Here is a 13,298-nt window from a genome sequence, read left to right as displayed (position 1 = left end):
CGTGTCCCCTCTGCTGCCGTCAGTACATGTTCAGCGAAAGACGCGCGTCGTCGCTCATCCGGCTCGCATCCCACGGCGGATCCCAGACCGTCTCGACGTCGCATGCGGTGACGCCCGCCACCATCAGCACTGCCTCGCGAACCTGAACCGGGAGTTCCTGGGCGCTGGGGCAGCCAGGTGCGGTGAGGGTCATTTCCACCTTCACCCGGCCGTCGTCGTGCAGGTCGATCGCGTAGATCAATCCGAGTTCGTAGATGTTCACCGGGATTTCCGGATCATAGACCGACGCGATCGCCGCGATGACGTCATCCTCGCTGAGCGGAGCGGCAACTTCGCCGTCCGGCGTCCACGCCGACACGACGGAGCGGTGTTCCTCCTCGACCGGCGCGCGTGATGCGAGATCGAAATTCGGGAGCCGACGAGCAGGAACCGCCGGTTCCTGGCGGGCTGCTGCAGCGTCGTCGAGATCCTGGTTGACCATCATGTTCATCATGGTTCCTCAGTCGTCTTCGAGGGCGACTTCAACGCCGACAGAAGTGCGGACCACGGCAATGTCGCACATCTACGGCGCGACCTGTAGTCATGTAGGTCGGCAAAGGCGAGAAGCAAACCGAGCTGCTTGCGGGCGTCACTGTCGAGCGCGTCCTGGCCGTCCTGCAGCATCGACTCGAATTGCCCGAACATTGCGGACGCGGCCGGAGCGTCGAGGCCGGGAACCATGTCCGCCATCAGGTCGGCGGAGGCGGCACAGATCGCGCATCCCCGTGTGTGATGCGCGACACGTGCTATGCGCCGCCGGTCATCCAGCCGCAGCGAGACATGCGTCCTGTCGCCACACAGCGGATTGTCGCCGTCCGCCGTCGCATCCGCGGGATCGAGATCGCCGGCATGCAATGGGCGCCGTGCCCGCTCGACGACGAGATCCTGGTACAGCGACGCAGCCGTGCTGAATGTCGCGGCGTCAGACAAGGAACCGCCTGACCCGCTCGAGGGTATCGGCCAGGACGTCGATCTCTTCGATCGTCGTGTAGAGGGCGAAGCTTGCGCGTGCGGTGCTGCCGACGCCCATGCGACGCATCAGCGGCTCGGCGCAATGGTTGCCGGCGCGGACGGCGATGCCGTTCTGGTCGAGCAGCGTAGCGATGTCGTGCGCGTGCGCGCCGTTCATGGTGAACGAGATCACGCCACCACGGTCGCGCGCGCGCCCGATCACCTGCAGTCCCTCGATATCGGCGAGCCGTGCCAGCGCGTGCGAGGTGAGTGCTGCCTCATGCGCGTGGATGGCGTCGATGCCGACCGCCTCGACATAGTCGATCGCGGCACCCAGGCCGATCGCCTCGATGATCGCGGGCGTCCCGGCCTCGAACTTGTGCGGCACTTCCGCCCAGGTCGAGCGCTCGAAGCTGACCGAGCCGATCATGTCGCCACCACCGAGGAACGGTGGCATCGCCTCCAGCAGCGCACGCCTGGCCCACAGCACGCCGATGCCGGTCGGGCCGTAATATTTGTGGCCGGTGAACACGTAGAAGTCGGCATCCAGCGCCTGCACGTCGACCCGGCGATGCACCACCGCCTGGGATCCATCGAGCAGCAGTTTCGCACCCGCTTCGTGCACGATCCGGGCAATCTCGGCGGCCGGCGTCACGGTGCCGAGCACGTTGGACATGTGGGTGAGCGCCACCAGCCCGACTTTGCCGTCAGCCAGCAGCGCCTCGAGTGCCTGCAGATCGAGTTCGCCGACATCGGTCACCGGTACGACCCGCAGCTCGATTCCGGAACGGTCCCGCAGCATCTGCCACGGCACGATGTTGGCGTGGTGCTCCATTTCGGAAATCAGCACAGCCTGGCCGGGGCGGAGCAGCGATCCGTAGCTGTGTGCCACCAGGTTGATCGCGTTGGTGGTGCTCGCGGTGAAGACGATTTCCTCACGCGAGCCGGCGTTCAGCAACCGCGCAACCTTGTCGCGCACACCCTCGTATGCGTCCGTCGTGCGCTCGCTCATCCAGTGCAGGCCACGATGCACGTTGGCGTACTCGCTGCGCATGGTGTGCGTCATCGCGTCGATGACCGCGATCGGCTTCTGCGCCGAGGCAGCACTGTCGAGGAACACGAACGGCTTGCCGCGGATCGTTTCGGAAAGGATCGGGAAGTCCGCCCGCAGATGCGAGAGGTCGATCGCCGGCGACGCGGAGAATGGCGGGATCTTGTGTGAGAGCTCGTTCATGCCGGGCGTCCGATCCACCAGCGTTCCACCGCGCCATCGAGCACGGCACGGATCATCTCGTCCTCGACCAGGGCGAGCGCGTCATCGAGGAATGCCCGCACCAGGATCGCCCGCGCCTCAGCATCCGGAACGCCGCGGCTGCGCATGTAGAACAGCTGCTCCTCGTCGAGCGCGCCGGCAGTGGCGCCGTGGCTGCACTTGACGTCGTCGGCGTAGATCTCGAGCTCGGGCTTGGCGTCGATCTCGGCCTGATCCGAGAGCAGCAAAGCCTGGTTCATCTGGTAGCCGTCGGTTTTCTGCGCAACACGATCGACGAAGATCTTGCCCTGGAACACGCCGCGGGCGCGGTTGGTGAGCACGTTCTTGACGGTCTGGCGGGAGATGCAGTCCGGTGCCAGATGCGAGATCACGCTGGTCAGGTCGGCAACCTGCGTGTTGCCGAGCAGCTGCGCGCCATTCACATGCACTGCAGCATGGGGGCCGTTCAGGCTGGCATGCACCTCGTGTCGCGCCAGTGCTGCGCCGAGCGCCAGGTTGAAGCCGTCATAGGCCGCACGGGTGGCGACCGCAGCCTGCACCAGGGAGAACGAGAAGGCGCCCGGAGCGTCCTGCTGCAAACGGACATGGCGCGCGTGCGACCCGGCGCCCAGTTCGAAATCGAACAGGGTGTCGTGCAGGTAGATCCCCTCACCGCCGGCAATCTCCAGCAGCGAGAGCCTGGCATCCTGCTCCAGCACGACGCGATGATGCAGGTGGAAGGCCGTCGGCGCGATGGTCCCGACGCCGAGTGTCACCAGCAGCAGACGACCGCCATCGACAGCAGCGGGCACCCGGATGGCGGCGCCGTCCTCGGCCAGCATGGTGTTGAGGGCAACCATCGGATGCCGCACCGGCGCACCCGCCGCGGCGCCCTCGAACGCCCCGCATCCGAGGCCAGCAGGCGGCCGACTCAGGCCTACGGACAGCGTCCCGTTGACGAACACCAGGCGCGGCAAAGCGGAGTCGCCATCGACATCAAGGCCAGCGGCAGCGAGCACGTCGGCGAGAAGCCGGGCGGCCAGTGCATCGTCCGTTGTCGCCGGCTCGAAGACCGTCTCCCAGAGCGGTCGCAGGCTGGTGTATTTCCACGCCTCCTCGGTGCGCCTCGGCAGGCCGTGCCGCTGCAGCCAGGATGCGGCGTCCGCGCGTGCTGTTGCGTCGTCGCCGAACGCGTCCCGCCTGGCCTCGAACTGCGCAAGGAACGTTGCCGCAGTCGTGCCTGTCTCGGCGTTTCCCAGCGGTCGAATGACGTTCATGCCGCCTCCGCCAGGAAGCCCGCATAGCCCTGCGCCTCGAGCTGATGCGCGAGCTCGGGACCACCGCTGCGCAGGATCCGGCCGCGCGCCATGACGTGGACACGGTCGGGCACAAGATAGTCCAGCAGCCGCTGATGATGCGTGATCACCAGTGCCGAGAAACCAGGCGACCGCAACGACTTCACACCCTCGGCGACGATCCGCAATGCATCGATGTCGAGGCCGCTATCGGTCTCGTCGAGGATCGCGAAACTCGGACGCAGCATCGCCATCTGCAGCACCTCGTTGCGCTTCTTCTCGCCGCCGGAGAAGCCGACATTGACGTTCCGCTTGAGCAGGTCCTCAGGCATCGAGAGGCGCCTGGCTTCCGCACGCGCCGCCTTGAGGAACTGCACGGCGTCGAGCTCGGGCTCACCACGTGCTCGCCTGACGGCATTGACGGCGGTGCGCAGGAAGTTGGCGTTGTTCACGCCCGGCAGTTCTACCGGCGCCTGGAACGCCAGAAACACGCCGGCGGCCGCACGCTCCTCCGGCTCCATCGCCAGCAGGTCCTGTCCCATGAAGGACGCGGATCCGCCGGTCACCGTGTAGTCCTCGCGCCCGGCCAACACATAGGACAGGGTCGACTTTCCGGAGCCGTTCGGGCCCATGATGGCGTGGATTTCGCCAGAGGGGATCTCCAGATCGACCCCGTTCAGGATCGCCTTCGGCGTGCCCTGGTCATCGATGGTGGCGCACAGGCCTTCGATCTTCACGAACGCGGTCATCCGACGCTTCCCTCGAGGCTGAGCTGCAGCAGCTTCTGGGCTTCCACGGCGAACTCCATCGGCAACTCCTTCAGCACGTCCTTGCAGAACCCGTTGACGATCAGCCCGACCGCGTCCTCTTCCGACAACCCACGGCTGCGGCAATAGAACAGCTGGTCCTCGGAGATCTTGGACGTCGTCGCCTCATGCTCGATCTTTGCCGACATGTTGCGGTTCTCGATATACGGCACGGTATGCGCGCCGCAGCGATCGCCGATCAGCAGGCTGTCGCACTGGGTGTGGTTCCGCGCTCCGGACGCCTTCGGCATCATCCGCACGAGCCCGCGATAGGTGCTGTCGGACTGGCCGGCGCTAATCGTCTTGGCGACGATCGTCGAGCGCGTGTTGCGGCCGATATGGATCATCTTGGTGCCGGTATCGGCCTGCTGGTGGTTGTTGGTCACCGCCACCGAATAGAACTCGCCGACCGAACCCTCGCCGAGCAGGATGCAGGACGGATACTTCCAGGTGATCGCCGATCCGGTCTCGACCTGCGTCCAGGAGATCTTCGACCGGGCGCCACGGCAAGCGCCGCGCTTGGTGACGAAGTTGTAGATGCCGCCCAGGCCGTTCGCGTCGCCCGGATACCAGTTCTGCACCGTCGAGTACTTGATCGTGGCATCGTCGAACGCCACCAGCTCGACGACGGCGGCATGCAGCTGGTTCTCGTCGCGCATTGGCGCGGTGCAGCCCTCGAGATACGACACCGAGGCGCCTTCCTCGGCAATGATCAGGGTGCGCTCGAACTGCCCGGTATTGCGGGCATTGATCCGGAAATAGGTCGACAGCTCCATCGGGCAGCGCACGCCCTTTGGGATGAACACGAACGAGCCATCGGTGAACACCGCGGAATTCAGCGCCGCGTAGAAATTATCCGACGCCGGCACCACGCTGCCGAGATACTGGCGGACGAGCTCGGGATGGTCGCGCACCGCCTCGCTGATCGGGCAGAAGATCACGCCGACCTTGGCGAGTGCAGTACGGAACGTGGTTGCCACAGACACGCTGTCGAACACCGCATCGACGGCCACCTGGGGACGATCGCCCTCGCCCGGAAACTCGGCATCGGCCGGCTCCACACCGGCCAGGATGGCGCGCTCCTTCAACGGAATGCCGAGCTTCTCGTACACCGCGAGCAGCTCCGGATCGACCTCGTCGAGCGACTTCGGACCGGGCTTCTTCTTCGGCGCCGCATAATAATGCGCATCTTGGTAGTCGATCGGCGGATGCACCGGCTTCGCCCATTGCGGCTCCTGCATGGTGTTCCAGGCGGCGAACGACTTCAGCCGCCATTCCAGCAGCCATTCCGGCTCCTGTTTGCGCGCCGAGATCAGCCGGATGGTGTCCTCGTTCAGCCCCTTGGGCGCGAAGTCCATCTCGATCGCAGATTCGAACCCCCACTTGTAGGTGGACTGGGTCAGGGTCTCGACGGCACTCAGGGTCTCGGCAACGGCAGGCATGAAGGCCTCACTCAGCAGCAAAAGGTGCAGGACCGGATGCAGCATCCGGGTAGCGTCGGCTAAAGTCGGGGATCGCCCCGTCGCAGCAACTCACATCCATCTGATCCAGCGTGATGCTGGTCAGCGCAGTGCGGATGGCATCGTTCACCGGGTCCCAGCGTCCACGGATCGGGCAGCTCGACTGCGCCTCGCATCCGCCGGTGGCACCATCGACGCAGGCGGTGAGCGAGATCGGTCCGTCGATCGCGGTGATCACGCGGGCGACCGGGATCGACGAAAGCGGCCGGGCCAGCCGGTAGCCGCCACGGGCGCCGCGCTGCGAGGCCACCAGGCCAGAGGCACACAGCGCCTTCAGCACCTTGGCCACGGTCGGCTCCGGGACACCGGTCGACTGGGCCAGCGCCGGCGACGTCGCCAGCCGGTCCTCGTGCGACAGGCGCACCAGCACGACCACCGCGTAGTCCGTCAGTTTCGACAACCTGAGCATGATGCCTCAGAACGGGTTCATCCGGACCTGCTGGGTCCGGTATGCTGGAAATGACCCCGACTGCCCCTCACGTCAAGGGCTTGGCTGGGCGGCCTTCCTGCTTCCAGGCCGCCGCGTGGTGCATCCAGGGATCAACCGGCCTGCGGTCCGAACAGCCAGTGCAGCCCGGCATACAGCGCGCCGCCCACCAGGAAGCCCACCAGCGTGCCGTTGATCCGCACGAACTGCAGGTCACGCCCGACCCTGAGCTCGAGCTTGTCGGTGATCAGCCGCGTGTCCCAGTTGCCGACCACCCCGGCGATGAACCCGGACAGGCGGTCGCGCAGACCGGGCAACGCCCACCGCGCCATCGCATGAGCCGCGCGATCCACGCCGCCACGCACGGCTGCATCCTGCTCGAGCGCCAGCGCCAGCCGGCCCATCGCATCGCCCATCAGCCGCGACATCCAGCCATCATCGTGCTCCAGCTCGGCCTCGATCGCGCCGCGCGCACGGCCCCAGACATCGGCCACCCACAGCCGGACGCTCTCATGCGTGACCAGGCCGCGCAGGGTTTCGCCGAGCTCGCGGCCGCGCTCGGGGTCGGTCTCGATCAGGTCGATCTCCTGCCGGATCCAGGCCGTGACCGCCTCGCGCAACTCGGACTCGCGCGGATCGGTGCGTTCCAGCTCGGCGTTGATCGCCGACAGCACCCGGGTGGCGACGGAGCCGCCGATCGCCCAGCCGACCAGCCGGCCGCCCTGCTCGCGCACCCGCTCCTCGATCAGCTGGTGCAGGTGCGCCTCGCGGCTCTTCAGCAGGATCTTGATCTGGTCGAGCAGGAACGACAGCACCTCCTGGTGCCGGTCGCCATCCACCAGCGCCCGCAACGCCCGCGCCACCACCGGCGCCAGCGCGCCACCGCTGAGCAGCCGCGGCACCAGGCGCGCCAGCAGCTCCTGCGCGCGACCGGCTTCCAGCCCGTCCAGCAGATGCGGCACCACCCGCGCCGTCGCCGACGACATCAGGCCGGCGGTGCGGGGGTCGGTCAGCATGCGGCGCAGCAGCAGCGGCAGGTCGAGGCCCGCCAGTGCACGATCGATGTCGGCCTCGGTGAACACGTGGTTGGCGACGAAGCTGCCCAGTGCCCGGCCCAGCCGTTCCTTCTGCGCCGGCAGGATGGCGGTGTGCGGGATCGGCAGGCCGAGCGGATGGCGGAAGAGTGCGGTCACCGCGAACCAGTCGGCCAGGCCACCGACCACGCCGGCCTTGGCGCTCGACTGCAGCAGGCCGACCCAGTAGCCGCTGCCGAGCGCGTAGCTGCCCAGGGTGACAGCCGCCATTGCCACCAGAAGACCGGTCGCATGACGCTTCTGCCTGCGGAGCCCGAGGCGGGCGGCCAGGTCCGCCTCGAATGCAGCGTCCAGGGAGGCTTCCGGAACCGTGTCCGGTCGGACAATCATGCCGACCGGATAGCATCAACCTGCGATCTTGCCCAACCTCGCGGCGCTACCCGAGTGCGGCTGCGTCACGGCATCGGCGGGGAGCGACCCGACATGACCGTCCGGTGCCCGATATTGCCGTCCTGCAGCAGACATGGAACGGTGCGGAACAGCACGAGCTCGGGGCCACCGCATCATGGACGACCTGCCGCCGGCCTCTTCCGAGCCCGATCGCCGACATGCGCCGAACCAGCGCCTCGACCAGCTGGTGGCGCAGGCAGCCCATCTGGTCGAGCGCCAGGAGGAGGATCCGTTCGGCAATCCGGTGCTGGCGATCGCCCTGCAGCTGTCGCGCCGGCTGGACGAGGCGAGCCTTTCGATTGAGGACGTCAACGGCCTGGTGTGTCGGCTGCGCGACGACGCCTTCGAGGAGCGGGCGGCCCGCCTCGCGCGCTATGTCGGCCTTGCCGCCGGCCCGGACAATCTGGGGCGGCTGGAGCAGATCGCGGCACGGCTGATCCGGCCCGACCCGAACGACAGCCCGATCCCGCTGGCGCAGTTCCGTGCGGCGATCCATCGCACCCGGTTTGCCGCGGTGTTCACCGCTCACCCGACCTTCGCCCTGCCGCCACCGGTGTATGCAGCCCTCGCCGCGACCGCCAGCGGCACCCGCACGATGCCGGACCTCGCATCACAACGCCCGACGACGCCGACACTCACCGACGAGTTCGATCTGGCGGTCGCGGCGATCCTGCGTGGGCGCGACGCCATCGACAAGCTGAACGCGGCCCTGCTGCAGGAGGCGGCCCGCTACTGGCCCCAGGCCTGGACCAGCCTGGTGCCGCGGCCGCTGATCCTGGCGACCTGGGTCGGATACGACACCGACGGCCGCACCGATATCGGCTGGTGGGACACGCTCCGGCTGCGGCTTCGGATGAAGCAGTTGCAGCTGCAGCGGCTGCACGACCAGCTGGCCGAGCTGGAAGCGCCGCCCACGGAGCTGCTGGCCCGCACCGCCGCGGCGGTCGGCGCGGTGGCGGCACAGGTGGCAGCGGCGCCGGATCGCGCCGATCCCGAACAGGTGGCGGCATTCGCGTCCACCCTGATCGATCGTCGCGACGAGGCGATCCTGAACCCGGCGGTGCTCGACGAGATGTTCGCAGCCTCGATCGCCGGCGCCCCCGAGGCGGACCGGCTGGCGCTGGTGGTGGCCCGTGCCGGCTTCGTGTCGCACGGCATGGGGGCGGCGCACACGCATTTCCGGCTGAACGCCACGCAGATCCACAATGTCGCCCGCCAGCGCCTCGGCATCGAGGACAGCCCGGAAAACCCGGCGCAGCGGCGCGCTTTGCTGGCCCGGATCAACGAGGCGCTCGACGAGGTCCGCCCGGTGCCGGTCGATTTCGGGGCACTGCTGGCAGAGCAGGCTTCGGCGGCCCGGCTGATGATGACGGTGGCGCAGCTCGTCAAGCATATCGACAGCGCCAGCCCGGTGCGGTTCCTGATCGCCGAGACCGAGAGCGGCTACACGCTGCTGGTGGCGCTGTGGCTGGCACGGCTGTTCGGCATCGAGGACCGGATCGAAATCTCGCCCTTGTTCGAGACCCGCGAGGCGCTGATGCAGGGTTCGCAGATCGTCGAGGAGGCGCTGCATTCGCGTCACTATCGCGACTACCTGCAGCGCACAGGGAAGCTCGCGCTGCAGTTCGGATATTCGGATTCCGGACGTTATGTCGGCCAGCTTGCCGCGACCTACCTGGTCGAGCGCCTGCGCCTGAAGATCGCCGACCTGCTCGCCAAGCGCGGCATGACCGACGTCGAGGTGATCCTGTTCGACACCCACGGCGAGAGCATCGGCCGTGGCGGCCACCCGTTCGCGCTGGCCGACCGGCTGGACTACCTGTCGCCGCCGCATTCCAGGCAGGCGTTCCAGGAAGCCGGCATCGCCTACCGCGAGGAAAGCGCGTTCCAGGGCGGCGACGGCTACCTGCTGTTCGGCACCCCGACGCTGGCCGACGCGGTGATCGGCACCATCGCCACGCACGCCTTCGAGGTGGTGAAGGTCGAGCGCGATCCGATCTATGACGAGCCGGATTTCTCCGCCGATTTTTTCGCAGCGATCGGGCTCGGCATGACCGAGCTGGTCGAGGATCCGGGCTATGCAGGGCTGCTCGGCGCGTTCGGGCCGGCGCTGATCGATCGCACCGGCTCGCGTCCGGCGGCACGGCAGACCGATGGCGCCGGGGGGCCCGCGCGCATCCGCCATCCGCGCGAGCTCCGGGCGATCCCGAACAACGCGATCCTGCAGCAGCTCGGCTGGTGCGCGAACACGCTGCAGGGGCTGGGCCTCGCCGCCGCGCGCCACCCGGAGACGTTCGAGGAGTTCATGCTGAAGTCGCCGCGGTTCCGGCGTGCGCTGGATTTCGCCAGTCATGCACTGGCGCATTCCGATCGTGACGTGCTGCGCGCCATCGTGCTGACACTCGATCCGGGCGTGTGGCTCGACCGCGCGGCGCACGAGACCGATCCGTCCCGGCGCACCGCCCTCGTCACGTTGTCGGAAGGGCTGGAGCGGCTGGATCTCTGGGCGATCACGCAGTCGATGTTCCGGCGCATCCAGGCCGATCACCTGGCGCTGCGGGTGGCGTGGCCGGACGCGCCGCGGATGCAGCTGCCCGAGGTGCTGCTGCATGCGATCCGGCTGGCGCTGATCGAGCGCATCTGGCTGCTCTCGACCCGGATCCCGTATTTCTCGCCGCGCAACGGCTTCACCCGCGAGGCACTCGACGATCAGGTGCTGCGGCTCGAGATCCCCGGCGTGCTGGCGCAGCTGGCGGAGATATTCCCCCAGGCGTCTGACCAGTCGGTGATGCTGGATTTCCGCGAACCCCGTGGTCCACGCTCGGAGAATGCCTACACGCGGGAGGCTGCGGAGATATTCCAGCCGATGCGGCGGCTGTTCGAGCTGGTGCGTGAGATCAGTATCGCGGTGATGCATAATGTCGGCGCGTTCGGCTAGCCGGCGGCCATGCACATGGCAAGACGACGCGCCTGGCGGCTCACCGAGCCGGCGCCCCCACGCGCCGTGCCGCTGGTCGTGCGCGAGGGCATCAGGCGGATCGTCGCTCCCAATCCCGGACCGATGACCTATAACGGCACCAACACCTGGCTGGTCGACTGGGCCGGCGGGATTGCGGTGATCGACCCGGGCAGCGACGAGGAGAGCCACATCGACGCCATCCTCGCCGAGACCGGGTCGCGGCTGTCGCACATCCTGCTGACGCACACGCATCGCGACCACCTGACCGGTGCCGAGTTGCTGTCCCGGCGCAGCGGCGCGCCCACATGCGGCTTCGCGCGGAGTGCGGATCCGAATTTCGAGCCGGCGATCAAGCTGCGGGAGGGTGAGCGGGTCGCAGGTCTGGTGGCCGTGCACACACCCGGCCACGCGATGGACCATCTCTGCTTTGCCACCGACGACGACGTGCTGTTCAGCGGCGATCATGTGATGGGCTGGTCGACCTCGGTGGTGCCGCCGCCACCGCACGGCGATCTTGCCAGCTTCATCGGCAACCTGGAGCGGGTGCGCGATCGCGACGACCGGCTGATGCTCTCGGCGCATGGCCCGGCTATCGAGAACCCGCGCGAGCTGGTGCAGAGCCTGCTCGACCACCGCATGGCACGCGAGGCATCGATCGCCGCGGTGCTGACGCACACGCCGGCACCACTCGAGAACGTCCTTGCGCGAGCCTATATCAATCTGCGTCCGGAGCTGCGTGCGGCCGCGCGCGCGAACCTGCTCTCGCATCTCGGGAAACTCGAGGCCGAGGGTCGTGCCGTGAACATGCCGGAGGGCTGGCGCGCCACGACCTGACGCCGACGTTTTCCCGTCAACACCAGGAGCCCACCATTGAAACGAGCCTCCCTCTTTCTCACCGCTGCCCTGCTCGCATCGCCGCTCGGCCTCGCGCACGCCGACGACACGACCGTCAAGATCACCAAGTCGGCAAAGCCGCTTCCGCATCTGAGCGCCGATGAGAAAACCAGCGACGGCAGCGTCAATGCCGGCGGCCAGCATGTCGACTACCAGGCAGTTGCCGGGACCCTGGTGGTGCATCCGAAAGGCTGGGACGACACCGACAAGGCCGACATCGACGGCGCCGGAAAGCCGGACGAGAAAAGCCCGGACAAGTCGGACACGCAGGCCGCCGACGACAGCAACCCGAGCGCCGAAGCCTCGATGTTCTACGTCGCCTATTTCAAGAAGGGCGCACCCGTAGCTGGCCGGCCGATCACTTTCCTCTATAATGGCGGGCCCGGCTCGGCGTCGGTCTGGCTGCACATGGGCGCGTTCGGCCCGCGTCGGGTGGTGACGCTCGACGACAGCCATGGCCCCGCAGCACCCTACCAGTTCATCAACAACGACCAGAGCCTGCTCGATGTAAGCGACCTGGTGTTCATCGACGCACCGGGCACCGGCTTCTCGCGCATCGTCGGCAAGGACCGCGAAAAGAGCTTCTGGGGCATCGACCAGGATGCGCACGCCTTCTCCGATTTCATCGCGGCATTCCTGTCGAAATACGACCGCTGGAATTCCCCGAAATACCTGTTCGGCGAGAGCTACGGCACCACCCGCTCGGCGGTACTGATCAACCAGCTCGAGCAGGACAAGTCGGTCGATTTCAACGGCGTCATCCTGCTGTCGCAGATCCTGAATTTCGATGCCAGCGTCGATGGTCCGGAAGCCAATCCGGGTGTCGACCTGCCCTATATCGTGGCGCTGCCGACCTATGCCGCGACCGCCTGGTATCACCACAAGCTCGGCGACAATCCGCCCGACCTGCAATCGCTGCTGAAGGACGTGGAGAGTTTCGCCTCCACCGACTACACGACCGCCCTGCAGCAGGGTGCCGCCCTGGACCCTGCGAAGCGTGACGAGATCGCCAACAAGCTGGCGCAATATACCGGCCTGTCGGTCGACTACATCAAGCGCGCCAACCTGCGCGTCGATGGCGGCGAGTTCGAGAAGAACCTGCAAGGCGCGGAGACCACCACCGGCCGGCTCGATACCCGCTTCTCCGGCCCGACGATGGACCCGCTCAGCAAGGAAGCGGATTACGACCCGCAATCGGCGGCGATCGGCTCGGCCTACGTGTCGGTATTCAACGACTATGTCCGCAAGACGCTGGGCTATGGCGGCGACAAATACTACAAGCCGGAAATCGAGATCGACAGCTGGGACATGAAGCACGCGCCGTTCGGTTCGTCGCAGCCGAGCACCGGCAGCGCCAATGTGATGCCGGATCTGGCGGCTGCGATGAAATACAATCCGAAGCTCAAGGTCATGCTGAACGCCGGCTATTACGACCTGGCGACCCCGTACTACGAGGGCATCTTCGAGATGCGCCACCTGCCGATGCCGCAGGCGCTGCAGGCCAACATCGAGTTCAAGCAGTATGCGTCGGGCCACATGGTCTATGCCCACCAGGCGGCGCTGCAGCAGCTGCATGACAACGTGGCCGACTTCATCCGCCGCACCGAAGGCACCAGCCCGGCGACCGGCTCGGCAAACCAAGGCCAGGCGCCGGCCAACACGCACTGAAAG

The 13,298-nt window shown here is 67.2% G+C and carries 11 protein-coding genes; 3 read left to right on the top strand and 8 right to left on the bottom strand.

Translation table 11 applies throughout. From position 1 onward, the window contains the following. Window positions 1-19: 19 nt before the first annotated feature. The 8 genes from ACOEQ2_RS17675 to ACOEQ2_RS17640 all read right to left on the bottom strand — a co-directional run bounded on the left by ACOEQ2_RS17675 (window position 20) and on the right by ACOEQ2_RS17640 (window position 7,714). The gene (locus tag ACOEQ2_RS17675) at window positions 20-484 is read right to left on the bottom strand and encodes an SUF system Fe-S cluster assembly protein (RefSeq protein ID WP_419729253.1); all 465 of its coding nucleotides are present in this window, start codon (window positions 482-484) and stop codon (window positions 20-22) included. Between the two features lie 5 nt (window positions 485-489). Then, window positions 490-969, bottom strand: a complete 480-nt coding sequence (gene sufU, locus ACOEQ2_RS17670) for a Fe-S cluster assembly sulfur transfer protein SufU (RefSeq protein ID WP_419729252.1) — start codon at window positions 967-969, stop codon at window positions 490-492. After that, on the bottom strand, window positions 962-2,224 hold the full coding sequence (locus ACOEQ2_RS17665; protein ID WP_419729251.1) for a cysteine desulfurase: 1,263 nt from the start codon (window positions 2,222-2,224) through the stop codon (window positions 962-964). Before ACOEQ2_RS17665 ends, sufU begins: the two co-directional genes overlap by 8 nt. Further along, window positions 2,221-3,519: a Fe-S cluster assembly protein SufD gene (sufD, locus tag ACOEQ2_RS17660; protein WP_419729250.1), complete on the bottom strand. Its 1,299-nt coding sequence runs from the start codon at window positions 3,517-3,519 to the stop codon at window positions 2,221-2,223. Before sufD ends, ACOEQ2_RS17665 begins: the two co-directional genes overlap by 4 nt. After that, window positions 3,516-4,286, bottom strand: coding sequence for a Fe-S cluster assembly ATPase SufC (sufC, locus tag ACOEQ2_RS17655; protein ID WP_419729249.1), 771 nt, complete (start codon window positions 4,284-4,286; stop codon window positions 3,516-3,518). The genes sufD and sufC overlap by 4 nt, the downstream gene beginning before the upstream one ends. After that, window positions 4,283-5,785: a Fe-S cluster assembly protein SufB gene (gene sufB, locus ACOEQ2_RS17650; RefSeq protein WP_419729248.1), complete on the bottom strand. Its 1,503-nt coding sequence runs from the start codon at window positions 5,783-5,785 to the stop codon at window positions 4,283-4,285. Before sufB ends, sufC begins: the two co-directional genes overlap by 4 nt. Before the next feature lie 7 nt (window positions 5,786-5,792). Continuing rightward, window positions 5,793-6,272, bottom strand: a complete 480-nt coding sequence (locus tag ACOEQ2_RS17645; RefSeq protein ID WP_419729247.1) for an SUF system Fe-S cluster assembly regulator — start codon at window positions 6,270-6,272, stop codon at window positions 5,793-5,795. A gap of 131 nt (window positions 6,273-6,403) precedes the next feature. After that, window positions 6,404-7,714 (bottom strand): DUF445 domain-containing protein, encoded by a 1,311-nt coding sequence (locus ACOEQ2_RS17640; protein ID WP_419729246.1) that lies wholly within the window; start codon window positions 7,712-7,714, stop codon window positions 6,404-6,406. A gap of 175 nt (window positions 7,715-7,889) precedes the next feature. On the opposite strand from ACOEQ2_RS17640, the gene ACOEQ2_RS17635 reads away from it, so the two are divergent. From ACOEQ2_RS17635 to ACOEQ2_RS17625, 3 genes are read left to right on the top strand one after another with little or no spacing between them, the layout of a single operon-like run. After that, window positions 7,890-10,712, top strand: a complete 2,823-nt coding sequence (locus ACOEQ2_RS17635; protein WP_419729245.1) for a phosphoenolpyruvate carboxylase — start codon at window positions 7,890-7,892, stop codon at window positions 10,710-10,712. Between the two features lie 15 nt (window positions 10,713-10,727). After that, entirely contained in the window at window positions 10,728-11,567 is an 840-nt protein-coding gene (locus tag ACOEQ2_RS17630) for an MBL fold metallo-hydrolase (protein ID WP_419729244.1), read from the top strand. Window positions 11,568-11,603: 36 nt separating this feature from the next. Next, window positions 11,604-13,295: a S10 family peptidase gene (locus ACOEQ2_RS17625; RefSeq protein ID WP_419729243.1), complete on the top strand. Its 1,692-nt coding sequence runs from the start codon at window positions 11,604-11,606 to the stop codon at window positions 13,293-13,295. Window positions 13,296-13,298: the final 3 nt, after the last annotated feature.

The organism is Lichenicola sp., assembly GCF_965198575.1.
GTDB lineage: Bacteria > Pseudomonadota > Alphaproteobacteria > Acetobacterales > Acetobacteraceae > Lichenicola.
This window is presented reverse-complemented; position numbering and strand designations above follow the sequence as displayed.

Coding starts and splice junctions, on each gene's coding strand:
- ACOEQ2_RS17645 (WP_419729247.1), bottom strand. CDS start 6,272: ATGCTCAGGTTGTCGAAACTGACGGACTACGCGGTGGTCGTGCTGGTG.
- ACOEQ2_RS17635 (WP_419729245.1), top strand. CDS start 7,890: ATGGACGACCTGCCGCCGGCCTCTTCCGAGCCCGATCGCCGACATGCG.
- ACOEQ2_RS17665 (WP_419729251.1), bottom strand. CDS start 2,224: ATGAACGAGCTCTCACACAAGATCCCGCCATTCTCCGCGTCGCCGGCG.
- ACOEQ2_RS17640 (WP_419729246.1), bottom strand. CDS start 7,714: ATGATTGTCCGACCGGACACGGTTCCGGAAGCCTCCCTGGACGCTGCA.
- sufB (WP_419729248.1), bottom strand. CDS start 5,785: ATGCCTGCCGTTGCCGAGACCCTGAGTGCCGTCGAGACCCTGACCCAG.
- ACOEQ2_RS17675 (WP_419729253.1), bottom strand. CDS start 484: ATGATGGTCAACCAGGATCTCGACGACGCTGCAGCAGCCCGCCAGGAA.
- sufD (WP_419729250.1), bottom strand. CDS start 3,519: ATGAACGTCATTCGACCGCTGGGAAACGCCGAGACAGGCACGACTGCG.
- sufC (WP_419729249.1), bottom strand. CDS start 4,286: ATGACCGCGTTCGTGAAGATCGAAGGCCTGTGCGCCACCATCGATGAC.
- ACOEQ2_RS17630 (WP_419729244.1), top strand. CDS start 10,728: ATGGCAAGACGACGCGCCTGGCGGCTCACCGAGCCGGCGCCCCCACGC.